Source organism: Bacteroidota bacterium, from assembly GCA_030706745.1.
GTDB lineage: Bacteria > Bacteroidota > Ignavibacteria > Palsa-1295 > Palsa-1295 > PALSA-1295.
Genome location: JAUZNX010000006.1, coordinates 158973 through 184786 on the forward strand (window position 1 = coordinate 158973; position 25814 = coordinate 184786).

The window sequence follows — 25814 nt, forward strand, 5'->3', positions numbered from 1 at the left end:
TCTTTCTTCAGAGATATACGGACGCACCCTTTGGAATAACACCCGTCAGCACTCCATAAATATAAGCTGCACCTAAACTTATGGCAAGGGAAAGCGCCATCAGACAAAAGTAGGCGACTGTTGTAGTCACAAACCGGAGAAAGAGGGCCACACCGCGATCGGCATAAACACGCCTCATGGCAACAAACAGATAGATCAGAAATGCAGTGAGTCCGGCGATCGTCAAATCGCCAGAATCGAGTGACACACCAGGAGCAAACACTATCAAAGCCAGGGAACACACGTAATAGGAGAATATGATGTGCTCCACATAGAGCCTCCTGCGGCCATAAAGGATTTTGAGGCTCAAAGCAAGGAGTGGTGCGGAAAAAATCAGAATTGTATAGGGCGCAATCTCGGTGACATAAGTTAGGATTGCCACTCCATTCTGTCGCGCATGTGTTGCGTTGCTGGTGTTCACAGCAAGATTGAGGACTCCGGAGTGTGATGGGAGCGGTCGCTGAATCTTTTCCTTTGCCATCGAACCGAAGAACAAGAAGAATACGATGCCTATCAGAAGATAGAGGCGCAACGGCTTCATGTAGCGTTGCCGCCGGCCTGCAGTATACTCCTTCATCAAAAACCCGGGCCGGAAGAGTGCAGGAACCGTGCGGACGAGCTTCGAATCAAGTTCGACAAACTCGCGCGATAGCTCCCTCAGATAATGCTTGACCGTTGGCAGCGCTGGCTCCATCTCCTCACCGCACGCCGGACAATACGTGCCCGATGATGCCACGCCGCAATCGGGACAAACCCTGACCTCAATCACTTCCATGTTCATTCTACAAAGATACCACCGTAACTAAAGCCCGCCGTCATCGCACTCCATTCATCCGTCGAAAGATTTGATCGGCAACATCCTTCGGTGCGCTCATCAGATTCGCTGCCATCCCAACCGCAATCTCCATTTTGTCTTCGGACATCCCCTTGATCGCAGCTTCCGCTACGTCCATTGCAGGAATGCCGCGGTCGGTTTGTCCGCGCCTGGCACGCGCACCACGATCGAGTTCGGTATCGACCGTCGGCGGGATGATCTCGAATACCTTGATACCGGTCGGCTGTAATTGATGCCGAAGTGAGATGGTGTACGAGTGGATCGCAGCCTTCGTCGCGCAATAGATCGGCATGGAGGCGATGGGGATAAAACCGAGACCCGAAGAGACATTGCAGATCGCCGCGTTCTGTTGCTTTAACAAGTGCGGCATGAGTCCTGCGGTGAGATAGACTGCACCCTCGAAATTGATTCGGAATTCGTTGTCACCTTCGTCGAGTGCCGGAATGCCACGCTTAAGATCGATCTCGCGCTGGATGCCGGCGTTGTTGATGAGGATGTTCACGCCTTCCGAGCGTGCCCAATCGGCGAGTGATGTCCGCTCCGATGCATCCGAAATATCGCTGACTTTCGTCAACAGTTCTGGTATAGCAACCTTCGCCTCCATGAGCTTTGCATCCCGCCTGCCACTGACGAGCACTGTGTTGGACGCGGCAACAAATGCGCGCGCCATCGCCAGGCCGATGCCCGTCGCGCCACCAGTAATGAGAATGGTATTGCCGGAGAGATTCATGTGTAAACGTGATTGATTGCACCCAAACGACCCGACAAATTAACAGGTGCCGTGCACGGGGATGCCAGGCCTCCCCCAGTGGTCATCCTCCATTATGTCCTGACAAATTCTGTAAGTAGTGAATAATTGCCATCATCTGCCGCGTGAAGGGCTTCGATGTATCGGTCGCGGGTTTCGCTCATTCGAGAGAGCGATTCGCTTCCCCAGGTAAATGGCGCTTGGCCATATTGCATGAGCAGAAGCTCCGTCAGCTCGCGCGCATGCCGGCCGTTTCCATTTTTGAAGTAATGGACTTTTACGATGCGATGATGAAACTCCGCACCAAGCCGGTTCCATTCTGCTTGCGTTTTGGGTCTCGCGTGCTGCAATCGATACCGGAAGTCAGCAAGGATGTTCTCTGTTGCAGTAGCTATGATGTAGTAATCGGCAAATTTTTCATTCTGAAGCTGAACAATTCGGCGTTTGCCAGCCCATTTCCACACATCTCCGTACATTCGTTTATGCAGACGCTCCATGAATGCAGTTGTTAATAGGTCGCCATGCTTGCGAGCCCTCGACCACGCTCGGGACATGACGATATTCTGAAATTCCACCTCGTTGAGTTGCGACTGAGTTGCGATGTTCTTTGGGATCAGATCGCTCTCGTCGTTCGGGTCAATTGGTGTGGCACCTTCGGAATAATCGAATATCATTTCACCCACCTCCAGATCAGGCGCGGGTTATTTTCGAGTTTGAGAATAAGCTCCTCTCGTGAGCCACTGACTTCAACCGATTGACCTTCGAGGTCCATTGATTGGTCGACGCCCTTCATCATTGCATCCGCTGCTTGCTCTGCGGCCTTGTGAAGTGTTTCTTCCAGCGGGCGCTTCGGAACGATCGCATAGACGAATAGGCAATCGAGCGTTTCCGCCGCACTTTGGAGCGAGGCAAGCGTAATGCTCCGATCGGCCTCTCTTTTCTCGATACGCTCGATTGCTTGAGGCGTCACTCCAATCCTATCTGCCAACGTTCGGAGCGGCATCCCCAATGATTGACGAATGGCATGAAGCCATCCCCTCGCAGGGGCAGCGATCGTGGGGAAACTACCTACATTAAGGAGTACTTCGTCGAGTTGCTTTCTTTGAATCCTTTTACTCATTCGCATATCAACCCATATGTTTAAGTAACGATTCCTATTAACAACCTATATGTTGATTCTCACTAAGTGTCTTTCAACGTATACGTAGAAGGCTTTGATAATCCAATTAACACCATCAAGCTTACAGCGCAAATTTATGAATGTCCACTGCCAGAACAATAAACTTATCCACAAACTGAGCCTTACTATATATTTTTATGATGTCGTTGCAACACCGTGACCATCGAACAACGTTGTAATAGATGGAAGGGGTACTCTCGATTTATCGAGTTATTTCTGTGGGACATTCGCCCGTTACTGGGGTCCAGTCAATTGAAATAGAACGGATCGGGATTTCACCTTTTGTTTGGAGTTCATTGACAATTGAAATACCCTCATACCTCGCATTTAGCGGCCAATTGGATGCCCTGAACGAGATTGCTTCGTCGGCCTTCGGCCTCCCCGCAATGACGGCTTCAGAAAAACATCGCGTTCGTGTCGTATTTTTGCAGGACAAAGGCGTTCTCCAAACGCAACCAGGGTTGCGTTCACCTCTGTTTGAAGGCGCGACGAAAGGAATTAATGACACATCAATTCGACGTAATCATAGTAGGCGCGGGCGGTGCAGGGCTTCGCGCGGCGGTGGAAATTCCTGCTGGCTACACGTGCGCGGTGCTGACGAAAGTGCATCCGCTCCGCTCGCATACCGGCGCGGCCCAAGGCGGCGTCTGCGCTGCGCTGGGCAATCAGGAAGAGGATAATCCTGAGTGGCACGCATACGATACCGTCAAAGGCTCTGATTATCTCGGCGATCAGGATGCAATCGAAACGATGTGCAACGATGCACCGCGCGCTGTGATCGAGTTGGAGCATATGGGCATGCCATTCTCTCGAACTGAGGAAGGCAAGATTGCGCAACGCAAGTTCGGCGGTCATACCCGTCCGACCGATCCGAACGATCCGGACTCAAAGCGAGTCGCAGTCATGCGCGCGTGCTACTCCGCGGACCGGACTGGCCATGTGATGCTACACACGCTCTATGAGAACTGCCTCAAGAACAATGTCAACTTCTTCAGCGAGTTTTTTGCGACGGAGTTGCTCTATGAGAACGGCGTCTGCTCGGGCGTCATCGCAATCGAAATTCTGACCGGCGCGATTCATACCTTCCATGCAAAGGCTGTGATGTTCGCCACCGGCGGCGATGGCCGCATCTGGCGCATCACCTCGAACGCCCACGTCGGCACCGGCGATGGTTTCATGCTGACCTACAACGCAGGTCTGCCACTTGAAGACATGGAATTTATGCAATTCCATCCGACGGGATTGTGGAAGCTTGGCATTCTGGTGAGCGAAGCAGCTCGCGGCGAAGGCGGTATCCTTCGCAATAAAGATGGTGAGCGTTTCATGGAGCGCTACGCGCCGACCGTGAAAGATTTGGCTCCGCGCGACATGGTTTCGCGCGCAATCATTCAGGAGATTCGCGAAGGCCGCGGCATCAAGGGCTCCGATGGCACATTTTACATTGACCTCGATCTGACCCATTTGCCGGCATCGGTCATCAACGAGAAGCTTCCGGAAATCACTGGATTTGCGCGGACCTATCTTGGCGTCGAACCGACGACTGAAGGCGTGCCGATCCAGCCGACCGCGCACTATGCGATGGGCGGAATTCCGACTGACGTTGATGGTCAGGTGCGCAGCAACAGCGGCGATGGCCTTGCGCGTGGATTCTATGCTGCGGGCGAGTGCGCTTGCGTTAGCGTTCATGGTGCGAATCGACTCGGCACGAATTCGCTGCTTGATATCATCGTCTTTGGACGTCGAGGCGGTAAGGCAATTGCGAATTACCTGAAGGCTGGCGCGGAGTATGCGAAACTCCCGGCAACGGCCGGCGAGTGGACCCGCTCGAAGATCGATGAGATCAAGTCGCGCGCAACCGGCGAGAAACCCGCGCCAATCCGCACCGAATTGCAGCAGATCATGATGGATGACTGCGGTATTTTCCGCACCGCTAAAGGCTTAGAGAGCGTTCGTGATAAGATCGTCGGTCTTCGCGAACGATATTCTCGCGTCGTGATCGATGACAAGGGTATGCAATTCAATACCGATCTGCTCGAAGCGATCGAGCTTGGCAACTTACTCGATACAGCTAACGTGGTTGTCAATTGCGCGTTAAATCGCGAGGAAACACGCGGTGGTCATGCCCGAGAGGACTTCCCTGAGCGAGACGATAAGAATTGGATGAAGCATACATTTGCCTCCAAGGGAAATCAGTCGGGCTTTGCGGCCCCAACCCTCGAATACCGGCCTGTCGCTGTGACGAAGTACAAGCCAAAGAAACGCGTCTATTAGTAGTGGATAGTTGATAGTGGGTAGTGGACAGTTGAAATGCACAGAGTGGAGATTGATCGATGAGAAGCGGATGCTGCCAATAGTATGGGCACTATCCATTTTCCTCTATTCACTATCCACTATTATCTACCCACTATCATCTACTGCGCAGAACATGCCGCGTGAGGCGGGATTTCTGTTTGCAGCGAACGGTCAAGCGTCACTGGTGAAGAGCAATGATATCAATCGCGGATTCTTCACGAACCCGACGATCGAGCACTTCTACTATAGCTTTGAGACCAATGGTGTGCAGTCGCTCTCGATCTTTCTCGAGCATATTAATGAAACTCGAAATTGGAGCGGCATTTGGACTGATGCGCAAATACTCGGTGGCTCCAAGAACTTTCCAGCGAGCGTATCAGAGAATCTCCAGGTGACCGTGATCGGTTTGGAGACAAATCGGACGCTCATCACGGCATCCGATTTTCGTCTCGGTGCTGGATTTGGATTGGGCTTCGGTCTCGGTGGTGCATCAGCGGATGTCACACACGATACGACAAATATTACCGACACACACACATCGGAGACTGCATGGCAGGCGCTCCTAATGGCCGCGTCACTCCGGGCGCGTTACACGATTTGGACTGGTGGCAAATATGAAATCGCGATTGTCGCGTTGGGTCGAGTATGGTACTTTCCTTATATCGGCCCTATCGGCAGTGCAAGTCGTTCATATAACGGCCCCGGCTTGCGTACCCTAAGTGAATATGGCTATCTGGCCGGTCTTGCGTTCGGATTCTGAGGCGTTCAGCACAATACAGGCTTCACCGCTCAAGAATTTGCAGTCCGGACAATGCTTGAGATTACGGTCCAGATCGATGAGATCCGTCACCATTTCGTTCTGTCGAATCCGCTCGATCATCGCGTCACACTCGACCTCCAGTCCGATGAAATCTTCAGGAGTAAAGGAGAATTCCAAGGCTTCGCCTCGGTCAGTATAGAAGAGAATTGACTTTATGCACGACTCTTCGGGATACATGAGATGGACGAGATATGCATAGAAACGCAGCTGAAATTTGTGGCGCTCTCGGTTGGCGCGATCGCGTTCTTTATTATGACTATGTTCCGTTTTGTAATCCAGGATGGTCCAAATGCCATCCGCATCGCGATACAGCCGGTCAATGATACCATAGAATGTATTACCACTTGGCACCTGGGTCTGCAAAGAATACTCTGTACGAACATCGCTTGCAGCGATGACTTTCAAAGCCAGCGGTGAATCGATAACATTCTGAATGTGGCGCAGTGCCTCGTGCCGCAGCTTCGATTGTTCGCGAGTATCCAACACACCAAGCGAGAAGAATACGGTGCTTAACTCACGGTCCACTTTGGCGGCGTTCACCGTTCGACCCGTAACGAGGGAATCGATCGAGGCGAGCACTCTATGAACGATCTGGCCCAGCAATGATCCGCGAACCGTCTCGGAGAGAAGATCCGCTTCAAGATCGTAAGCAAGTCTCGGCTCTTCCGGAAGCCCGAGAGCATATGACAGATGATACTTCGTCGGACATTCCCGGAATCTGAGGAATTGTGTTGCACTATACCGTGAGGTGCTTCGCTCAATCGTGATCGGCGAAAGATGGAACGGCCCAAGTTCATCGGGAGCCTCAACGGTCGTGTCACGCCGAGCAAGGGGAATATCACTCTCGGTTCGCAACAAGGGTATCGCAAACTTGATAAAAGTCTCCGATCGTTCGCGGCGGTTGGAATCGTACCGAGTTACTCGCTCTTCAAGCGGAATGGTGCTACATGACTCATCAAAAACCGCGGGCAATGCCGCACCCGCCCACGCCAACCAACTATCTTTCGGCGAATTCATTGGCAGTGTGGAAGAGAGAATCAAATGGTCGCGAGCACGCGTCATTGCAACATAGAAGATACGCTTCTCCTCGGCGATGGTCCGAGCGTGAAATTCTTCGCGTATGATTTCGGCGATAAGCGGCTGTCGCTCGGCATCGGAGAAACGGATATGGAGCCCAATTTCGGGATCCAGCATTCCGCGTGAATCGAACTGAAAGCGCTTCTGAAGAAAGGGAATGACTACGATCGGAAATTCCAAACCTTTCGCGGCATGGACGGTCATGATCCGAACTGCATCTGTCACGCCGGCCGAATCGGCCTGCGACTCTTTTTCGTCTTCATCGATCAGATACTGAATGCGTTCGACAAAATCGAACAGGCTCGAAAACCCTCCGGCATCGGATGCGCGAGCCATGCCTAGGAATTTCTCGAGGTTCGCAATCTTTTGGCGGCCATCGGCACCCGCCGCAAGCGTAGCGAACATTCCTGTCTCGGAGTATATTTTCTCGAGTAGGAACGCGGCACCGGTTCGGCCAGCAATCGCAAGATTTGCTTCAAGTAGCTCAAGCGCATGCAACAAATATGGTTTCGGAGCTTGCGAGCAGTAGCGGCGAAGTTTATCCCAGAAGCTGAGCGCAACGCCCTCCTGATGCTTTGCACTGTGAAGTGCAATCTGAAACAGATCGACATCGCTGAGCGCGAAGAATGGAGAGCGCAGGATGGCGATCAGTGCAATATCATTGTTTGGCGAAATCAAAAAAGAAAGGTAGCTGGTCGCATCGAGTATTTCCTGTTGGAGAAAGAATCCAGCGCCCTTCGAGACTACGAACGGAATTCCCAATGCATGAAGCGATCGCTCGATCAACGGAAGATTAGTCCGGGATCGCAACAAGATTGCCACATCGCCATATCGAGCTTCGCGCAGGTTGCCGTTCTCTTCGATCTGATATCGAGTATTGCCGACAATCACAGCGATTTTTCGAGCAATGAGTTCGGATTCTGCGGCATCCTCGGAGATAGAGTCTTCCCCCTCGACGCCTTCCCCAAGCGATGATTTTGAGGGCCTTACTGGACAGATCCACTCCACCCCTCCGGCAGTTTCGACGACGCGACCAAAGATCAGTTCTGAGTATGCCACCTCATGCCTGGCCGCGAACGGCATCGTGGCTGGCTGCATCAGCGTGTGAAATAGCTTATTGATTGTGGCCAGAGGTCGCGATGCCATCCGAAAGGATTCACCGAGTTGAATGCGGCCCCGCTCCTCTTCGGGACTGAGCGAAAGTGTGATCGACTCCGCGAGTGCATCTCCGGAAAGTACTTGCCCGGAAATCTTCGATTCGGTCTCGTGAAAGACAGCCACATCGGCATTTCGGAAGCCATAGATCGACTGCTTTGGGTCGCCAACGATCATGAGGTTCGTATGTGCACTGAAATTCTCTGTGAGAAGTCGTGCAAGCTCGAATTGCGAAGCGTCTGTATCTTGAAACTCATCAATCATAATGAACCGGAACTGGCGGCTCAGCTCCTCGCGAATCCGCGGCTCTTCGAGCAGACGATGAAACCGCTGAATCAGATCATTGAAATCGAGAAGTCCGTATGCGGATTTGTCTGCAGTATATTCTATTGCGACTTGATCGGCAAGGGTCGTCGCGCTTCGCATGAGCGAGATGTACGCCCGATGCTCGCGGAGCCAATCTTCCTCAGATGCAGGAATGGACTCCAGTAGGGATTTATGTCGCTGGATGTATGCAACAAACTCCTCGCGCTCTGCTACGAGGTCAGGAGATACATTTTTGAGATCGATGCGTTGCGAATGAATCGTGCCTGCGTTGGTCATCATCTTTTTGGCCAATGCGGCGAATGCGAACACTACTGCAAATGGCTCCCTGGCCTTGAGATACGCCTCGAAATATGGCACAACTTCCTTGCCTAATTTTCCGGTCTTCACGTTTGCGTAAAGATCCGAGATCAAATCTCTGGCGGATTGAGGATATTGCAGAAGCGTTTCAGCCTTCTCGCGCCACGAGGAGAGGATGGTATCATCAGTCAACACCAGCAGCTTCAAACGAAGGGCATTCGTGCGAGCAGGATTTGCGAGTAACGTGCGAACCAGTTGGCTCACTTCCTTTCGACCGAGCGCGCGGAAGAGGTGCAACACCGGCGGCTCTTCTGGCTGCTCGTAAGCCTCATCGAGCAGTGAGTAAAATGTGCGCTCGATTACCTCTTCCCGCAAGAGCCGCTCATCCGCCCCTTCAATGATAGAAAAGCTGGCATCGACATTTGCCTCAACCGGATAGGAGCGGAGCATCCGAGATGCAAAGCTGTGGATCGTTCCGATGAACGCGCTGGGAAGGGTATCTCGCAATCGTGTCAGACGGGACCGTCGATCACTCACTCGCGGAAGTGCTGCGATTCGCTCATTGACCTCGCCAAGGATCTTCTTTCGGAGCTCCGCTCCGGCATTTTCCGTAAAGGTAATCGCAACGACATTTTGGGCCTGGAGGTCCGGGGCGGTTTCGAACAGATTGACATACCGTTCGACGAGCACGCGCGTCTTACCTGAACCGGCATTCGCCGTAATGGCAAGATGTCGCTCAGTACTCAGGGCTTTTTGTTGTGTGGGAGTTAGCTGGAGCACGATGTAGTTACAAGACTGCAATGCGAATGAGTCCCGAAGAGACATTTCTCGGCCAAGTTCTGATGCCTCGGCTCAATGCCGAGGCATTTGCGGAGGACAGTGCTTATCGCGAACGAATATTCCGCCTCGTGCGTGAAAACAAGGCTGGCGGGTTTTGCATGTTCGGCAGCCAAGCAGAATCCGTCGCGAATGCTGTAACGGTACTACAAAATGAGGCTGGGCATCGGACACATCTCGATGGGACACCGAAGTCCTTGATCTTTTCAGCCGACTGTGAATTTGGCCTGCCCATGCGGTTCGAGTGTGGGACCGAATTCCCAGATGCGATGGCAATCGCCAAAGCCGGCGAACCAGGACTCGCGTATCAAGTTGGACAGGCGATAGCCAACGAAATGCGGGCGCTCGGACTTTCCTGGAATTTTGCGCCAGTTGCGGACGTAAATTCGAATCCGGATAACCCGATCATCAATACGCGCTCATTCGGAGATAATCCCGAGACAGTCTCAACGTTCGCTCTTCCGTTTATGCTTGGTCTGCAATCCGAGCACGTGAATGCAACAGCAAAGCACTTTCCCGGCCATGGTGACACATCCGTGGATTCGCATCGTGCGTTACCGGTGATTCTGGATGGTGTTTCGCGCTTTGAGAAAATCGAGCTACCACCATTCAGATCAATGATCCAGCATGGGGTCAAGTCGATCATGACAGGTCATCTTGCGACGCCAGAGTTTGCACGAGTACTTGGTGCGCAACCCAATGAATGCGAATTGCCCGCTACCATTTCAAGACTCCTGACAACGGAGTTGCTCCGTAATCGACTTGGATTTGATGGGGTCATTGTTACGGACGCATTGGAGATGCGTGCCATTAGAGCTTCTTTTGATGATGGCGAAGCCACCGTGAAAGCATTTCTCGCCGGGGCAGACATCATCCTGATGCCACCAGAACCTGAAATTGCATTCGATGCATTACTGCAAGCCACGAATCACGCAAGGATCACGAGCGGACATATCCTCGCACGAATATCGCGGATCCGTTCGCTGAAGACATTTGCCGGCAATCCCGCACCAAATCTCGAACGACTGAGCCACCTGGAAAGCGAGAATAAATCGCTCGCGACCGAAATAGCACGCCGCGCAATCGAATTGACTGGCAAAGCGGAAATGCGTTCAAGATCGCTCATCGTCTTGATCGACAATGGAGCCAAAGCCATTCAAAGAAGTGAAGAATTCATCGCAGGTGTAAGAAGCCTCTTTGACAGTATCAAGACTGTTGTAGCCAGTTCCGGCGAAATTCCAATATTGAATGAAGATACGGTGCTGGCCGTCTTTCATCGGGCTCGCGGTTACATCGATTCTACTGCAACCGAATGGTCCGTCCCACGTATGATGCGCAGCATAGGCGCAACGCTCGCGGAGCACGGGCCAGGATTTGCCGGGCTTATTTTGTTTGGAGATCCGTATCTCGATCGGCATTTTGCACCCTTAGGCGAACACGCGCCTCACTTTATTCTAAAAGCATTTAGTGAATCGTCGGCTTCCATCGAAGCAGCAACAGAGACACTTCGGAACATTCGCAACGTACAATGAGAATCGCGATCTTTCTTGCCGCTTGCTTTCTTGTCTCATGCTCGAGCAAGACCGTGACCCGGACATCGAATGACCAGACATCACGCACAAGCACTGCCGCTGCCAAGGCTCCGTTTAAGTTCAGCTTTCGGATTAGCGGTAGTGGACTTGAGAACAAGCCTTATGATATGCTCCTCATGGACACAAATCATATGATGGGTGTCCATACCACCAAGCGTGGAAAGGACGGAAAGTTTCACACGATAAATGCACTCGCTCAACTGGAGCCAGCCGATTTCGATACGTTACAACAACTGATTATTAAGGGCAGACTCTATGCCATAGACTCGGCCGACGTAACACAGGTTTGCCCGGAGGATGAGCTCTATCAAATGGATATTGTCCCGCTTGCGGAGATCAAGCCAGTTCGATTAGATTTCAGTGCCTGTGCAGCCGATTATAACCTTCTGCTGCAACCAGAACGCACCTATTTCCGCAGAATCATCGACTGGTTCGAGCGAATAAGGGTTAAGTATCGTCCCGAACAACCAGAATAAGGAAAGCCGGAAACGCTAATTGTTCTGATACTCGCCAAGTGCCACTCCACTTGGATATTCGAGGCCTAACTCGTGGTAGAGATCGGCGAGATTGCGAGTATTGTAATCTTTACGGGTGATCTTCTTGCCAGTTCGAGAAAGCCGGTTCAGTTCACGGACCTTATCATCTTGTGCGCGCTCGAACCCATCGGCAAGCGCACGCTCCATCTTATCTTTTAGTGATTCTCCCATTCGTTTTGCTTAGAGTGAGGTAGTCGCGCAGGGCGGACCAAATACTGTTTTGAAAGAACAGGAACGCAACGCACAGGGCTGCGCGAAGGTTCGTGATTTTTTGTTGAGCAGATGGCTGCTGCGCTTACAACATATCATCATCTTCAAGATCGACATCGCTCACATCTTTCAAATCCGGCGCTACGGTTTCAATGCCCTTGCTATCCTTTGTCAGGCCGAATTTTCGCATTTTGGTGTAGAGATGCGAACGTTGGATGTCAAGGGCTTCGGCCGTTCGGCTGATGTTATAATTATGTTCGCGAAGCTTCTCCTCGATGAATACTTTCTCCGCCCGATCTTTAAATTCCTGAAATGTCGGAGCCTGCATCGCGCCATCAAGAGGATGGTCCTCATCCATCAAGGCATAATCGCGCTCAACCGATTCGATCCGCCGCCGGTCGATTGGGGTGAGAATTACGCTCTTTTCTAATTCATTGGATGGTGCGTCGACTCGTTGCGATTCTGATTCACGACCATCTGCCGAGTATTCGGACATTGAGAACGCTAGCCCAAGGCGCTCGACATCTTCCACACGAACGATATCGCCTGGGACGAGGATCACAATCCGTTCGACGATATTGCGCAGCTCACGAATATTGCCGCTGAATGGGAGTTGTGTGAGTAACCGCATGGCGCCCTCATCGAAACGGACAGATTTTCGCGGCATCTCTCCGGTAAATTCTTCACCGAACGCACGGACGAGCAGCGGAATATCTTCGCGCCGCTCCCGCAATGGTGGAACATGTATTGGAATGACATTCAGGCGATGATATAAATCTTCACGAAAGCGGCCTTGCCGAATTTCTTCTGGCAAGTTCTTATTCGTTGCCGCGAGGATCCGGACGTTTACAGGTATTGGGCGGCTTGAGGAACTGCCAACACGTTCTAATCTGCCTTCTTCAATGACGCGAAGCATCTTGGCTTGGGCGTCCATCGACATATCGCCGATCTCGTCCAGGAACAATGTTCCGAGATCGGCTTGCTCAAATTTTCCAATGCGCTGAGCTGCTGCCCCAGTGAACGATCCCTTCTCGTGGCCGAACAACTCACTCTCGATCAAATCCTTCGGAATTGCCGCACAGTTCACCTCGACGAACGGCTTGTCCACTCGCTTGGATGCACGATGGATGGCTCTTGCGACAAGCTCCTTACCCGTACCGTTTTCTCCCGTGACAAGTACCCTCGCATCTGTCGGGGCGACACGCTCGATGATTGCCCGAATGTTCCGCATCGCCTGTGAGGTGCCCAGCATGCGCTCCTTGCCCTTGAGGCGTTCGCGCATGACGCGATTCTCACTAACAAGTTGCTTCTTCTCGGTCGCGTTTCGAACGAGCAAGAGCAAGCGCTGACGATCCGGTGGTTTTTCGAGGAAATCGAATGCGCCAAGTTTAGTCGCTTCGACAGCCGTCTCAATATTTCCATGACCAGAGATCATGATAACCGGCACATCGGGCCTGATTTCTTTCAGTTTCTCCAGGCACTCAATGCCATCCATGCCAGGCATTTTGACATCCAAGAGAATGCAGTCGATCGGCGTATCGGAATTCTGGGCAAATTTCAGCCCTTCGATGCCGCTCTCGGCAGTCGAAACTTGGTGATGCTCATACTCGAAGATCATCGCGAGAGTATCGCGAATTCCAGCCTCGTCGTCGATTATCAGAATGTGAGCCATACAACTGTACTAATACGTGGACATCTCCGAAGGTTTCTTCTCAATATCTTTCACGAGGGCAGATTGATGCGATAGACGTCTAATCCCAAATCTGCAAAATAGTGTATCAAAATGAGACGGCTCAACAAGCACCGATTAACCTAAATCACCTATTTTCTAAATGCAATCTGTTTTTTGTGTTTGAGCTCTTGCGTTTCATAGGTGACTCATGTATTTTAGTGCTGAGACAATTGTGTCTCCTTAGTTTAGTTACCAGGGAATGTGGGCTTTTGCCAGCTCCTTCCCATTTGAAGACAGTTAGTTTGCCACAATTAAGAGAAATAAGCCATGTTTGGACGCCCCGAAGTATCTATTGCCCGCGTATTCGTTGAAGTTGTATCCCTGCTGAGTGCCCTCGTCGTACTATCGGCGATCGTTCTCCGCTAAGATTCCTGCTGAAGCAGGTTCCAAAGCTTCCGGATCAGTACATCAATATTAAAGCCCGTAACGGCGCTAATGACAAGTGGTTTCCGCTTGTCTATTGGAGCACGCGCGAGCGTTTCATGCTCATCTTCACCAATTGCATCGCCCTTGGTGATGGCGATGATTGATGGCCTTTTCAGGAGCAGAGGATCATAACGCTTCAACTCATTCCGCAGGATTTTGTAGGCGGTCTTCGGATCGTGCTCCGAAGACATCCCGTCCAGCAGAAACAGCAGGACGCGGCTCCGCTCGATGTGACGCAGGAATTGCATGCCGAGGCCTTTGCCTTCGCTCGCGCCTTCAATCAGGCCGGGAATATCCGCCATGACGAAAGACTTATGCTCTTCCGGCGCTCTAACAATGCCCAAATTCGGCACCAGCGTTGTGAAAGGATAGTCCGCGATCTTTGGCCGCGCTGCCGAAATGCGTGAAATCAGCGTGGACTTTCCAGCATTCGGGAAGCCCACCAAGGCAACGTCTGCTAACAATTTCAGCTCGAGTTCGACCTCAAGAGCCTCACCCGGCTTTCCGTTGGTCTGTTTGCGCGGTGCTTGGTTCGTCGGCGATTTGAACGCCCAGTTCCCCATTCCGCCTTTGCCGCCTTTCGCAACGAGTATGCGTTGATGAGACTCAGTCAGATCAGCAAGCACCCGATCGGTACCAGCTTCGCGGGCTATTGTCCCGACTGGCATGCGTAGCACAAGGTCCTCGCCATTGCGGCCCGTGCAATTGCTACCGCCTCCCTTGGCACCATCTTCAGCTTCATGCTCCCGCTTATATCGGAAGTCGAGAAGCGTCGAAAATTGTGGATCGGCCTCGAAATATACGTCCCCACCCTTGCCGCCATTGCCGCCATCGGGACCGCCCTTAGGCACATATTTCTCCCGACGCCAGGAGATGACACCATCGCCACCCTTACCGGCTCCGATTCGAATTTTCGCTTCGTCTATGAATTGCATTGGACCCTCAACGCATGCGGGCGATAGAAAGTCCGGCTGTCATGCATTGCGCGAAAATGATACCCAGACTGCTATACTCCTGGTGAGCCGCCTTCAGGCTTATCTTCACCGAATCGAATTCTGAACTCTTGCTTCCACTCGGTTTTGTTGCGCTTCCACTCTTCTTTGGCTTGCTGACGTTCCTCGGGCGACATCTTCGCCCACTTGCGCCAGTCATGTGATGATGGTCCGCAACTTGGGCCGCAGTCCCATCCCCAGTTCCAGTTCTTGTCCGAACCCTTCCAATGCCGCTTGTGCCACGGCTTCCACCAACCACGACGCGGACCGCGAATTCCAACTAGCACACGGGACAGCACAACCAGTCCAACCGCCTGCCAGTAGTTCAGGAATGGACCATGAAAGAGATCTGGAATGAGCGCATTCCAAAGCAGCATCGCGAGCAGCCCGAGAATCGCAAGTGCGAATATAAACATTATTACCTCACCATTTTGGATAGACTACCCTGCCCCTTCAAGGCGGGTGCATCGACTATGATGCGGGGTGGTTAACCCTCATCGAATTCCAACTGATACTTCGCCAGCCGCTTCCGAAGAAACTGAACAGCCCGGTGCTTCCGCGCCAAGAGCGTGTTCAGATTTTCTCCAGTCGCTTCGGAAATTTCGCGGAAACTGACGCCTTCCATCTCGTTCATCACGAAGATCTCGCGTTGCTTCGCCGGCATCTCGGCCAGCGCATCGATAAACGCTTCGTAGGCGTCGCTCGCTGCGAGATCGCTCAGCGCATTGCTCGTCGATCGCGCCGTCCGCTCGATCTCCGGTGTAATCCGCTCGGTTTTGTGCTTGCGGTACCAGTCGATGATCCGGTTTCGCGCAGCCCTGGCAAGCCAGGCGCCGGCGTCCTCGATGATCATGTCCGGACTCCCGACCGCGTTCGATGAGCGCAGAAGGCTCAGGAACACGTCCTGCACGATGTCCTCGGCAGTTTCGAGATCTCGCACGCGTGATGACACAAATCGGACGAGCGACTGCCGGGCAGCCTCGAGCCGTTTCGAGCCCTCAGCCTTACCCAGTCCCTTGATATCGCTAAGCGTCAGTTCCGCTGTCATTGTTATGGTGATTGACGTCTATGGACGTGAAAAATTGCTCGTTTGTTTCAGGTCTCGGTGTGGAGCATGCTTCAGCTTGCCCCAAATTTCAATTGTCAATGAACTCCAAACGAAAGGTAGAATCCCGATTCGGTCTGTTTCAATTGACTGGACCCCAGTAACGGGCGAATGTCCCACTGAAACAAACACTACAAATCGAGAGGCCCCCCTTCACCCCATATATAACAAGGTTCGAGGGTCCAGGTGTTGCAATGACATCATCTAATTATATACTTTAGCTCATTTTGTGTATAAGCTTATTATTCTTTCACATCACATTCATCATTACGGAAGAGCCCCCCTTCCATCTATTACAACGTTGTTCGACCCATCCGGCATCGCATATTTTCGATGAATTCTGCAAATAATCGTTGGGACCAATCGACAAGCTCCCGCCGGTCCCCGCCTCGGAGAGGCGGCGCTGTGTAGCGCGGCGCGGAAGCGCCGTGAAGCGCCACCCCGCCGCGCCGGGCGCTCCACCACCACCCGCCCAACACACCCGCACTCCCGCCGTGCGTGGGGAAGTGCCCGCTTCTACGCTCCAGAAATTCCTGCATGCGCAGCTTTTTGCCGTAAGTTTGCTATGACTGTACGAAAGGAGAATCATGTACCTCTCTAATATTAAGCTCTGGAATTTCCGAAAGTACGGACGCGCGGGTCAAGAGTCAACGCTCGATCTTCGGAACCCCCACTTGAGTCTCGACTTCTCGAATGGGCTCAATGTTCTGATCGGTGAGAACGACTCGGGGAAATCAGCTATCATTGATGCAATTAAGCTCACGCTCAAGACGCAAAGCTACGAGTGGTTGAGAATTGAGCGAGAGGATTTTTTCAATGACTCCGCCAAGCTGAGAATAGAATTAGAGTTCGACGGTTTTAAGGACATCGAAGCAAAGAACTTTACTAAATGGTTAGGATGGAAAGAGAAGACTACCGAGACCGGGTCTAAGGAGAAGGTGCCATACTTGCGCTTGGTTTACGAGGTACAGCGCAAACTGGAGGAGGGAAGAATATTACCATCTGACGTGAGGGCTGGCGTCGATGACGAGTGTTATCTTCTCGATGCCGGCGCAAAAGAATACCTGAAAGTCACTTACCTCAAGCCATTGCGCGATGCCGAGAGCGACTTGACCCCAAAGAGGAATTCAAGACTGTCACAAATTCTTGCGAGCCACGAGGCTTTTAAGGGCAAAGAAACAACTCATTTTTTGGTCCGTCTTTTCGAGAGATTCAATGATTCCATCCTTGGATATTTTGAAGGCGTGGACGTTGGGACTGACGGTAGCGAAGCGCCATCCCAGGATCAAGAAGGTAAGAAGCTGAAGGACAAAGTCGATAGTCTGCTCAGTGAGATGTACGATGAATCGAAAGAATCTAACTTTGATGTAACTTCGAAGAAGGAAGTAAAGGAGATTCTTGAGAAGCTCGAGTTGAGCTTGAAAAATGACTTGAACCCTGGGCTCGGCACCCTGAACCGACTTTTTGTTTCTTCTGAATTGCTTCACCTTGAGAAGAAGGATTGGACTGGGCTACGCCTCGGCCTCATCGAAGAACTCGAAGCTCACCTTCATCCTCAGGCTCAAATGCGTATCATTGCGGCACTCCGAGAGATAAGCGGTACTCAACTGATTCTCACCACGCACAGTCCGAATATTGGTTCAAAGGTCAAGTTAAAAGAATTGATCTTGTGTAGTGGCGACAATGTCTTTCCGATGAAGGATGGTTGCACCAGACTCAAAAGCCCCGACTACACATTTCTTGAGAGATTTCTCGACGCAACGAAAGCAAATCTATTTTTCGCGAAAGGAGTCATCCTTGTCGAAGGGTGGGCAGAGGAAATTCTGATTCCGGCTCTCGCCAAGGCCATTGATTGCGACCTTACGAAGAAGGGTGTTTCCGTCGTTAATGTCGGGAACCTCGCCTTCTTGCGATATTCCAGCATCTTTCAAAGGCAGGCTCCTCCCCCCATGGAGATGCCTGTGGCCGTCGTAACCGACCTCGACATTATGCCTGAGGATGAAGGTGCTGACGCAGAAAGTAAAACAACAACCAAGAAGGCGAAGTACGATGGCGTACCAGTAAAAACATTCGTCTCCCCGCATTGGACCTTGGAGTACTGTATTGCAAGATCGACTAAACTCCGAAGGACATTCTACAAGGCAATCTTGGAGGCATTGCGTGAGAAAAAGGAGGATGAAGGAATGAGCGAGACCGGATTGGCAGAATATGTCACGGCAATTACGAATATAGACGTGCACTTCAATGGTTGGAGTAAGAGTGAAGCTGAGATAGCCAGTTCGATCTATTCTCAAATTTTGGGAGAAGCCAAGGTGCTGGAATTGGCCAGGGGCAAGATTTCGAAGACTATCATTGCCCAGCATTTCGCCAAGCTCCTGGATGAAGGGGCAGTTGCGAAGACTGATATCGAGACCGACACTAATATTTCTTATCTCATCGATGCCATAAAGTATGCCTGCCGCGTTAGTAGTCACTAACGGTGACATCGAATACGCCGAGGGTATTCTGTTGCCCGCCGGCATGACGTTCGATGATGAACGTCGGGCCTTCATTCGCAATTTTGAAACCATAGACCTTCAGGCCGTTCCAGGAAGTGGCAAGACAACAGCGCTCCTTGCCAAACTGCTGATTATCGAGAAGCATCTGCCTCTGAATGACGGATCTGGGGTCCTGGTACTTTCGCACACAAACGCAGCAGTGGATGAGATCAAGAATGCAATTGGCATCCACTGTCCGAAGCTATTCGCGTATCCTAACTACGTCGGCACAATACAGAGCTTCACAGATAAATTCCTTGCAATACCCTACGGACACAACTGTCTCGGAGTTAGATTTGACCGTGTCGATTCAGAAGCTTTTTCGGAGAGGCTTTGGAAGAACTTCCGTCTCGTGCAACAACGCGAAGATTTCGGAAGTCTCGGGAAGTGGTTCTATGGCATGCACATTGCGACCGCGAAAGAAATCGCCGGAGAGAATAAGCCAGAGGTTAGGCGCCTCTGCAATGCGTTGATCGAAGCGCACGTGAAAAATATTCGTTACGACTACAACGAGGAATGCTTTAGGAATGGGATTGATGGTAAAGCGCTCCTGAAGTCGAAGACCAATCCAAAATTTAATGCACTGCTGGCGATTACTCAAGAAACTTTCGCCGAGGGTTATCTTTCGTTTGATTACGCCTATATCCTTGCCAAGCATTATCTCATTCTTGTCCCTGAGCTTACCCCAATTGTGAGAAAGCGATTCCCATACGTCTTCGTTGATGAGATGCAAGATATGGATCCCCACCAATACACCTTGTTAGAGACGCTTTTTGCACCTTCGGGGCCTCATCAACCCATTTATCAAAGGATCGGAGACAAGAACCAAGCGATATACGAGGGGCTTACCGGGGAGATTTGGCAGGATCGAGCGCCTGATCGAATACTCTCCCTAAAAGGGTCATATCGCTTGAGCAGTCAAGTCGCAAAAGTCGTGCAGCCATTCGCCCTCACTCCTATAGCAATAGATGGGCGGCGGGAGCTTCGTGTGCCAATTAAGCCTTGCTTGTTGGTTTATACCGAGCCTTCGCACGTGATTAATGAGTACATCCGAATTATCCGAACGCATGTCGACTCCGGGGCTATTCCATCCAATACAGCAAATGGGTTCCATGCAATCTGTTGGGTGACGAAAGAGAAAGAGACGGAAACGACACTCTCTAGATACTTTGCTGATTTCAAGCGTGTCAAACAAGAGTCAGGTTCAAATTATTATTGCCTTAGGGCTTACTTCGATGCGATGGATCCGGTAAGTCAGTGCGTGAGAGCAATACGTAGTCATCTCATCAACGCCATTCTGAAGGTGTTACGACTTGAAGATATACGCGATGAGAACAATAGATACTATACGCAAGCGCGCTTTCTTCGCCAATTGAATCAACTTGACCTCACGCGAGATACAAAATATTCGGACGAATTTAATTTTCAGCTCTTTCAATGGTGCAGTGCGGTGGCAAACGGGAAGACTACTGAGGCCCTGAGGGACCTGCGCATCTTCCTTCCTAATCTGTTGGGCTGGCTTGACAAGACTCTTACGAAAGCGGACGCGATCACATTTGTCAATGCAGACTCAGCATCGAGTCAATCGGTTGGGGAGAATACCTCCGAAAGTCGAGATGTAAACGTTGCCATCGAGCCATCGGGAGACATTAGGATTGAAGTGTCAAACGTTCACGCAGTAAAGGGACACACGCACACAGCAACGTTGTACATGGAGTCCTTTTACCAGAAAATGTATGAGTCATCCAGACTCCCCGGACCTTTCCTGAATGGCAGTGCTAAGATCAAAGGAACGTACCAGAATGAAACCGCAAGGTTGCTCTACGTAGGTTTCTCGCGTCCGACGCATCTGCTTTGCTTCGCGGTTCACAAGGAGCGATTTGAAGCTCATTTAAGTGCGATTGACAGAGATATTTGGGAAATCGTGGAGGTATCGTGAGGTGTGGGTAACTCGCGCTCAGGGTCGAGCGTCGCGGGGCTGGCGGGTCTTTGGAGCCTCAGCCATGCCCATGGTTGCTCATTGCAACGCTAGCAAACGAACAGGGTGGTGCTACCGGGAGTTCGGGCGCGTGGAGGCAAGTAGGGTGTAGCTCGTCTCTACGTGATGCTTCCAGCGGGATAGAGCGCGGGAAAGATATACGGGACTGCTTTGATCGGAAAAGTTAGCCGAAGCGCGCCAAGCGGAGTGAGTGAAGTGACAAGTTCCAGTTTGGTGAGAGCCTGCGTAATTCTCCTTGCGGAGCGATCCGATGTACCAGTCAGCCTGGCTACCTCGCTTCGCGGAAGTTCTCCTCTTAAGAAAATCTCCGTAAGAAGATATTTCGCGCTCGTGTCGAGCACTCCTTGCAACGCAAGAAGTTCGACATATTGCGTAAGACGATCGAGCATCGCGTTGGTCTCGAGCAGACCAGACATAAAGTTCACTTGATCGATTGCAACATCGAGCAAAAAATCGACGAAGTCATCCAGTCCGCGTTGCGAGAGATTGCCGCGTCCATCATAATTGTTGTAACGGGGTGCATCTGCGGCCTCCAGTGCTTTATAGTATTCCTCCCTTTTCCGCGCAATACCGCGGGAGAGCGACCACAGCCCATTACTATCCAGATCTGCCCTCATAAAATAGAGGTGCGTAAAAAGCCTGACAACCCGTCCATTCCCATCTAAGAAGGGATGGATCCACGCGAGTCGGTGATGTGCTGCAATAGCGGCGATAATTCTCTTCACGGAGCCGAGAGGAGTTGGAGAATAGACTTCGTGAAATCGCTCCATGAACTGAGGGATCGAGGAGTGCTGCGGCGGAACATGCTTGCCGACTTGCACATCATCCCGTCTAAATTTGCCTGGCACGACTTTCAGCACGTTGCCGGCAGTCGCACGGACTAATTTGAATTCTTCCGGGAGCTTATCGTAAAAGCTTTTGTGCATGCTCAGGAGAAACTCCGGTGACGCAACATCGACATCTGAAGAATCTCGTAGCTCTCGCTCAAACTGTTCCTGCACCTCGATATGTGCTCGCCCTTCAATCTGCAACGCCTTCTTGCGAGGCTCCGCAGAGTAATCGTTCTTTTGTGCGCGCTCGAGGTCCAATGGATGCGTGACATTTCCCTCGATGAGATTGGAATAATAGCTATTCATCAGCCGAAGGAGCTGAGAGGTCTGACGCTGGGTGATGGGATGGAGTTTGCCCGAAAGCTGTTGCGATCGTTTGAGGAGTTCAACCGCTTTCTCTTCGAGACTTGGGCGGGCGGGCCACATCGGCTCCATTTGAGAGATTCCGCTGTACATGGGCATCACAGCCTTCCGGGCCACTGATTTCCCATTTAGCTTGGCACTTTTGGCCGACTTATTGGCCGACTTATTGGCCGACTTATTGGCCGACTTCATAATAAGTTATAATCCTCATAAATTAGCAAGATTAGCCGAATACGAACAGGAAACTTCAATCCCGGCAATCGAATTCCCGAGAAGTTGGACCGTTATTTTGGCCGAGTTGTGAGGTGGACCTTTGAGTGGATCTAAAGGACATAAACCATTGGAACTCTATTACGTTTGGCTTTGCCAAACGTAATAGAGTTCCAATGGTAGCAGAAGCACATGCAAGCGGCTGTTCGCTTAAGCGAACAGCCGCTTGCAGCAAAGTGATTCCAGCTTAGGGAATAGCGAAGAGTGAAACTTCTCAGTGTTCGCGTGGGCCGAACTCGCGCCCCGGGTCACATCGGCGCGGGGGCTGGCGGGTCTTTGGAGCCTCAGCCATGCCACCAATAGCATGATAGGTCATCCCTAATTGCTCATTGCAACGCTGGCAAACGAACAGGGTGGTGCTACCGGGAGTTCGGGCGCCTTCAACGAATGTGGTCTCGCTCGTGTTATGGAATCACTATGGACCGCATTGATTTTGAAGGCACGGTAGAGGGCGATGGCATCATCCGCATCCCCGCTGAGTATAAGCGCGAGCTTGTGAAGGGCGAGACGGTGCATGTATCGCTCTCCGTTGGTAAGCGCCGCACCCGCCTTGTCGATCGTATGATCAATCATCCCGTTCCCGTCGATGAGTTCACACCCTTGACGCGCGAAGAGATATACGACCGTACGATTTGATCTTCCTCGACTCTACTCCGAAGACATGCAGAATGGCATGCGCATCCGCAATCGGATGACCGTTCGGAATCCGTTTGCGTAGTCCTGTGCGCTTCTGCGCGCAAGCTAAAGCATGCGCTACACTGGAATTATTGCGCCCAATCCCCCGTTTCCCGCCAGTTCAAAAAGTTTACATAACAGCTCCAACGAGGAGCAAGCTGTCCGGCGGCTTTGATAGCGCGAGGTTCCGGGCAGATGTTCAATTTCACGGCGCTATACGACATTACTTATAATGCCAGTTACCAAAGAGATCACGCAGCAGTCTGCTGCCAAGTTTGGCAAAGCGCCAAACGACACCGGGAGCGCGGAAGTCCAGATCGCGATTCTCACCGCCAACATCAATTCGCTCACCCCTCACTTCGAAAAGAATCCAAAGGACCACCACAGTCGTCGCGGTCTGCTCAAGATGGTCGGCAAGCGCCGCAGCTTGTTGGACTATCTTGCGAAGAAGGACGTGAACAAATACCGCGCGCTGATCCAGCAGCTCGAAATCCGGAAATAGTGGATAGTTGATAGTGGAGAGTGGATAGTTCTACTCGTCTGCTATCTTCTTTGTGGCATGGCCGCATGAACGGCCCTGCACACTATCCACTTTCCACTATACACTATCCACTATAATGAAATACGACGTACAGTACGGCAACGGCAAATCGATGCAGTTCGATGTAGGCCGGTATGCCAAGCAATCGAACGGATCCGTGATGGTCCGTCTCGGCGACACGATGTCGCTGGTCAACGCAGTCGCCGCCGAAAAGGAAAAAGAAGGCATTGACTTTATGCCGCTGCAGGTAGAATTCCGCGAGCGCGCGGCTGCCGCCGGCAAGATTCCGGGAGGCTACTTCAAGCGCGAAGCCCGCCCAACCGAGAAAGAAATTCTCTCCGCCCGTCAGATCGATCGTCCGATCCGCCCGATGTTCCCGAAGGACTGGCGCGTCGAGACGCAGATCGTCGCGACCATCTTCTGTTCCGATCAGGAGCACGATGCCGACACGATCACCGCAACTGCGGCCTCGCTTGCGCTGCTCATCTCCGACATTCCATTCGAAGAGCCGGTCGCGGAAGTACGCATTGCACGCGTCAACGGCCAGATCATCATCGATCCGACCTACACCGAACTTCAAACGGCTGACTACGAGTTCGTCGTCGCCGGGACGAAGGATTCGATCCTGATGGTTGAAGGCGAGTCGCACGAGATCAGCGAGACCGAGTTTATCGAAGCGCTCCGCGCCGGCTCGAACGCCGTTCGTGAACTCTGCATCGGTCAGGAGCGCATCGTCAAAGAGTGTGGCCTCGCAAAGCCGAAGCGCATCAAGGACGAGCACATCATGGACCCGGCGCTCATCGCGCAGGTCGAAGCCCTTGCCGCGCCAAAGCTGCGCGAGCTTGCCAAGACTGTGCTCGCAAAGGAAGAACGCTCACTGCAAACGCACTCGGCCCGTGACGCAACACGCAAGGCACTCACCGAGACTGTCGGCGAGTTGCAGTTCGAGCACATCCGCGGCGATGTCGATCATATCCTGTATGACATCGAGAAGCGTGAGATGCGTAATATGATCCTGGATAACAACCATCGTCTCGATGGACGTAACTCCACGCAAATTCGTCCGATCGAGTGCGAAGTTGCCGTTCTGCCACGCGTGCATGGCTCTGCTGTCTTCCAACGCGGTGAGACGCAATCGCTGACAAGCTGCACGCTTGGCACCAAGCGCGACGAGCAGAACATCGAGGGTCTCTTCCCCGAGACGACCAAGCGGTTCATGCTGCATTACAATTTCCCGCCGTATTCCGTCGGTGAGGTTGGACGTTACAGCGGAACCGGTCGCCGCGAAATCGGCCACGGCAATCTCGCCGAGCGCGCGATCAAGTTGCTGCTTCCGACCGTCGAAGAATTTCCATATACGCTCCGTATCGTGAGCGATATTCTCGAAAGCAACGGATCGAGTTCCATGGCGACGGTTTGCGCCGGCACGCTGGCACTCTTCGATGCTGGTGTACCGCTGAAGAAGCCCGTGAGCGGCATTGCGATGGGCCTCATCAAGGAAGGTGATCGCGTCGCGATCCTTTCGGACATTCTCGGTAACGAGGATCATCTTGGCGACATGGACTTCAAAGTCTGCGGCACGCGTGATGGTATCACCGCCTGCCAGATGGATATGAAGATCAAGGGCATCGACTTCGATCTGCTCGAGAAGGCGCTGATGCAAGCGCGCGATGGCCGCTTGCACATTCTCGGCAAGATGGCGGAGGCTCTCTCGGGACCGAAATCCGAGCTCTCGCAATACGCGCCGCGTCTCACGACAGTCAAGGTGCCGGTCGATTGTATCGGACTCGTCATCGGACCTGGTGGCAAGACGATCCGCCAGATTCAGGCCGATGCTGGCGTCGAGATCAACATCGAGGAAGATGGAACGGTCACGATCGCTGCGCTTTCGGGCGAGGCGTCGGATCGCGCAAAGCAGTTTATTATGGCGCTCGTCGCGGAGCCGGAAGAAGGCGGGACCTACTCCGGTCGCGTCACCCAGGTCCGCGAAGGACTGGGTGCGATCGTCGAATTCCTTCCCAAGAAGGAAGGCTTGCTCCATATTTCGGAGATCGATTACCAGCGCGTCGAGAACGTCTCGGATGTCATCCAGGTGGGTGATGTCTTTGACGTAAAGCTCATCGCTGTCAAGCCCGACGGCAAGTTCTCGCTGTCGCGCAAGGCGTTGCTTCCGGTACCGGAAGGCTACGAGGAGCGTCCACGTGAGCGCCGCGAAGGCGGCGGCGACCGCGGTGGTTACGGCGACCGACGCGGTGGCGGCGATCGTCGTGGCGGCGGAGATCGCGGCGGCGACCGGCGCAATGGAGGTGGCGGCGGATTCCGCGACCGAAGGAATTAAGCGAACGCGCTGAATTTCAAAACCCCTCTTCCATTCGAAGAGGGGTTTTTATTTTTGCTAC

Annotated in this window: 20 protein-coding genes; 9 read left to right on the forward strand and 11 right to left on the reverse strand. The window is 52.3% G+C overall.

Annotated elements, in window-relative coordinates; genetic code table 11:
- Window positions 1-7 precede the first annotated feature (7 nt).
- From Q8902_09015 to Q8902_09030, 4 genes are all read right to left on the reverse strand, one after another.
- Window positions 8-814 carry a DUF3667 domain-containing protein gene (locus Q8902_09015; GenBank protein ID MDP4199698.1) on the reverse strand — a complete coding sequence of 269 codons (807 nt, stop codon included), beginning with the start codon at window positions 812-814 and terminating at the stop codon, window positions 8-10.
- 40 nt (window positions 815-854) lie between these two features.
- Window positions 855-1604, reverse strand: a complete 750-nt coding sequence (locus Q8902_09020; GenBank protein ID MDP4199699.1) for an SDR family NAD(P)-dependent oxidoreductase — start codon at window positions 1602-1604, stop codon at window positions 855-857.
- A gap of 92 nt (window positions 1605-1696) precedes the next feature.
- Window positions 1697-2296, reverse strand: a complete 600-nt coding sequence (locus Q8902_09025) for a mobile mystery protein B (GenBank protein ID MDP4199700.1) — start codon at window positions 2294-2296, stop codon at window positions 1697-1699.
- The gene (locus Q8902_09030) at window positions 2293-2742 is read right to left on the reverse strand and encodes a mobile mystery protein A (protein ID MDP4199701.1); all 450 of its coding nucleotides are present in this window, start codon (window positions 2740-2742) and stop codon (window positions 2293-2295) included. The genes Q8902_09025 and Q8902_09030 overlap by 4 nt, the downstream gene beginning before the upstream one ends.
- Before the next feature lie 561 nt (window positions 2743-3303).
- Between Q8902_09030 and sdhA the strand changes: the two genes are divergently transcribed.
- Together sdhA and Q8902_09040 are read left to right on the forward strand one after the other, a co-directional pair.
- Window positions 3304-5073 carry a succinate dehydrogenase flavoprotein subunit gene (sdhA, locus tag Q8902_09035; protein ID MDP4199702.1) on the forward strand — a complete coding sequence of 590 codons (1770 nt, stop codon included), beginning with the start codon at window positions 3304-3306 and terminating at the stop codon, window positions 5071-5073.
- Between the two features lie 70 nt (window positions 5074-5143).
- Window positions 5144-5854: a hypothetical protein gene (locus Q8902_09040; protein ID MDP4199703.1), complete on the forward strand. Its 711-nt coding sequence runs from the start codon at window positions 5144-5146 to the stop codon at window positions 5852-5854.
- Here the strand turns inward: Q8902_09040 and Q8902_09045 are convergent.
- Window positions 5810-9550 carry a UvrD-helicase domain-containing protein gene (locus tag Q8902_09045; GenBank protein ID MDP4199704.1) on the reverse strand — a complete coding sequence of 1247 codons (3741 nt, stop codon included), beginning with the start codon at window positions 9548-9550 and terminating at the stop codon, window positions 5810-5812. The two genes, Q8902_09040 and Q8902_09045, sit on opposite strands and share 45 nt — an antisense overlap.
- Before the next feature lie 26 nt (window positions 9551-9576).
- Between Q8902_09045 and Q8902_09050 the strand changes: the two genes are divergently transcribed.
- Together Q8902_09050 and Q8902_09055 are read left to right on the forward strand one after the other, a co-directional pair.
- A complete protein-coding gene (locus Q8902_09050; protein MDP4199705.1) occupies window positions 9577-11139 on the forward strand; it encodes a glycoside hydrolase family 3 N-terminal domain-containing protein in 1563 nt (520 codons plus the stop codon).
- Window positions 11136-11675 (forward strand): hypothetical protein, encoded by a 540-nt coding sequence (locus Q8902_09055; GenBank protein MDP4199706.1) that lies wholly within the window; start codon window positions 11136-11138, stop codon window positions 11673-11675. The genes Q8902_09050 and Q8902_09055 overlap by 4 nt, the downstream gene beginning before the upstream one ends.
- Before the next feature lie 15 nt (window positions 11676-11690).
- Here Q8902_09055 and Q8902_09060 read toward each other — a convergent pair whose 3' ends face one another.
- From Q8902_09060 to Q8902_09080, 5 genes are all read right to left on the reverse strand, one after another.
- A complete protein-coding gene (locus Q8902_09060; protein MDP4199707.1) occupies window positions 11691-11906 on the reverse strand; it encodes a hypothetical protein in 216 nt (71 codons plus the stop codon).
- Window positions 11907-12030: 124 nt separating this feature from the next.
- A complete protein-coding gene (locus Q8902_09065) occupies window positions 12031-13617 on the reverse strand; it encodes a sigma-54 dependent transcriptional regulator (GenBank protein MDP4199708.1) in 1587 nt (528 codons plus the stop codon).
- 422 nt (window positions 13618-14039) lie between these two features.
- Window positions 14040-15038: a GTPase ObgE gene (gene obgE / locus Q8902_09070; protein MDP4199709.1), complete on the reverse strand. Its 999-nt coding sequence runs from the start codon at window positions 15036-15038 to the stop codon at window positions 14040-14042.
- Between the two features lie 71 nt (window positions 15039-15109).
- Window positions 15110-15511: a hypothetical protein gene (locus Q8902_09075; protein MDP4199710.1), complete on the reverse strand. Its 402-nt coding sequence runs from the start codon at window positions 15509-15511 to the stop codon at window positions 15110-15112.
- Window positions 15512-15582: 71 nt separating this feature from the next.
- Entirely contained in the window at window positions 15583-16143 is a 561-nt protein-coding gene (locus Q8902_09080) for an RNA polymerase sigma factor (GenBank protein ID MDP4199711.1), read from the reverse strand.
- 644 nt (window positions 16144-16787) lie between these two features.
- Between Q8902_09080 and Q8902_09085 the strand changes: the two genes are divergently transcribed.
- Together Q8902_09085 and Q8902_09090 are read left to right on the forward strand one after the other, a co-directional pair.
- Window positions 16788-18677 carry an AAA family ATPase gene (locus Q8902_09085; GenBank protein ID MDP4199712.1) on the forward strand — a complete coding sequence of 630 codons (1890 nt, stop codon included), beginning with the start codon at window positions 16788-16790 and terminating at the stop codon, window positions 18675-18677.
- Window positions 18652-20676, forward strand: a complete 2025-nt coding sequence (locus tag Q8902_09090; GenBank protein MDP4199713.1) for a UvrD-helicase domain-containing protein — start codon at window positions 18652-18654, stop codon at window positions 20674-20676. Before Q8902_09085 ends, Q8902_09090 begins: the two co-directional genes overlap by 26 nt.
- A 158-nt stretch (window positions 20677-20834) precedes the next feature.
- On the opposite strand, the gene Q8902_09095 is transcribed toward Q8902_09090, so the two are convergent.
- Entirely contained in the window at window positions 20835-22121 is a 1287-nt protein-coding gene (locus Q8902_09095; protein ID MDP4199714.1) for a Fic family protein, read from the reverse strand.
- 495 nt (window positions 22122-22616) lie between these two features.
- Here Q8902_09095 and Q8902_09100 point away from each other — a divergent pair, with 495 nt between their 5' ends.
- From Q8902_09100 to pnp, 3 genes are all read left to right on the forward strand, one after another.
- Window positions 22617-22835: a hypothetical protein gene (locus tag Q8902_09100; protein MDP4199715.1), complete on the forward strand. Its 219-nt coding sequence runs from the start codon at window positions 22617-22619 to the stop codon at window positions 22833-22835.
- Between the two features lie 271 nt (window positions 22836-23106).
- Window positions 23107-23376, forward strand: coding sequence for a 30S ribosomal protein S15 (gene rpsO, locus Q8902_09105; GenBank protein ID MDP4199716.1), 270 nt, complete (start codon window positions 23107-23109; stop codon window positions 23374-23376).
- Window positions 23377-23491: 115 nt separating this feature from the next.
- Window positions 23492-25753 carry a polyribonucleotide nucleotidyltransferase gene (gene pnp / locus Q8902_09110; GenBank protein ID MDP4199717.1) on the forward strand — a complete coding sequence of 754 codons (2262 nt, stop codon included), beginning with the start codon at window positions 23492-23494 and terminating at the stop codon, window positions 25751-25753.
- Window positions 25754-25814: the final 61 nt, after the last annotated feature.

What these genes read in the sequence shown, in the direction of transcription:
- Q8902_09050 (MDP4199705.1), top strand. Translation starts at nt 9,577, where the DNA reads ATGAGTCCCGAAGAGACATTTCTCGGCCAAGTTCTGATGCCTCGGCTC.
- rpsO (MDP4199716.1), top strand. Translation starts at nt 23,107, where the DNA reads ATGCCAGTTACCAAAGAGATCACGCAGCAGTCTGCTGCCAAGTTTGGC.
- sdhA (MDP4199702.1), top strand. Translation starts at nt 3,304, where the DNA reads ATGACACATCAATTCGACGTAATCATAGTAGGCGCGGGCGGTGCAGGG.
- Q8902_09055 (MDP4199706.1), top strand. Translation starts at nt 11,136, where the DNA reads ATGAGAATCGCGATCTTTCTTGCCGCTTGCTTTCTTGTCTCATGCTCG.
- Q8902_09025 (MDP4199700.1), bottom strand. Translation starts at nt 2,296, where the DNA reads ATGATATTCGATTATTCCGAAGGTGCCACACCAATTGACCCGAACGAC.
- Q8902_09080 (MDP4199711.1), bottom strand. Translation starts at nt 16,143, where the DNA reads ATGACAGCGGAACTGACGCTTAGCGATATCAAGGGACTGGGTAAGGCT.
- Q8902_09075 (MDP4199710.1), bottom strand. Translation starts at nt 15,511, where the DNA reads ATGTTTATATTCGCACTTGCGATTCTCGGGCTGCTCGCGATGCTGCTT.
- Q8902_09100 (MDP4199715.1), top strand. Translation starts at nt 22,617, where the DNA reads ATGGACCGCATTGATTTTGAAGGCACGGTAGAGGGCGATGGCATCATC.
- pnp (MDP4199717.1), top strand. Translation starts at nt 23,492, where the DNA reads ATGAAATACGACGTACAGTACGGCAACGGCAAATCGATGCAGTTCGAT.
- Q8902_09060 (MDP4199707.1), bottom strand. Translation starts at nt 11,906, where the DNA reads ATGGGAGAATCACTAAAAGATAAGATGGAGCGTGCGCTTGCCGATGGG.
- Q8902_09040 (MDP4199703.1), top strand. Translation starts at nt 5,144, where the DNA reads ATGCTGCCAATAGTATGGGCACTATCCATTTTCCTCTATTCACTATCC.
- Q8902_09090 (MDP4199713.1), top strand. Translation starts at nt 18,652, where the DNA reads ATGCCTGCCGCGTTAGTAGTCACTAACGGTGACATCGAATACGCCGAG.
- Q8902_09095 (MDP4199714.1), bottom strand. Translation starts at nt 22,121, where the DNA reads ATGAAGTCGGCCAATAAGTCGGCCAATAAGTCGGCCAATAAGTCGGCC.
- Q8902_09085 (MDP4199712.1), top strand. Translation starts at nt 16,788, where the DNA reads ATGTACCTCTCTAATATTAAGCTCTGGAATTTCCGAAAGTACGGACGC.
- obgE (MDP4199709.1), bottom strand. Translation starts at nt 15,038, where the DNA reads ATGCAATTCATAGACGAAGCGAAAATTCGAATCGGAGCCGGTAAGGGT.
- Q8902_09065 (MDP4199708.1), bottom strand. Translation starts at nt 13,617, where the DNA reads ATGGCTCACATTCTGATAATCGACGACGAGGCTGGAATTCGCGATACT.
- Q8902_09030 (MDP4199701.1), bottom strand. Translation starts at nt 2,742, where the DNA reads ATGAGTAAAAGGATTCAAAGAAAGCAACTCGACGAAGTACTCCTTAAT.
- Q8902_09020 (MDP4199699.1), bottom strand. Translation starts at nt 1,604, where the DNA reads ATGAATCTCTCCGGCAATACCATTCTCATTACTGGTGGCGCGACGGGC.
- Q8902_09015 (MDP4199698.1), bottom strand. Translation starts at nt 814, where the DNA reads ATGGAAGTGATTGAGGTCAGGGTTTGTCCCGATTGCGGCGTGGCATCA.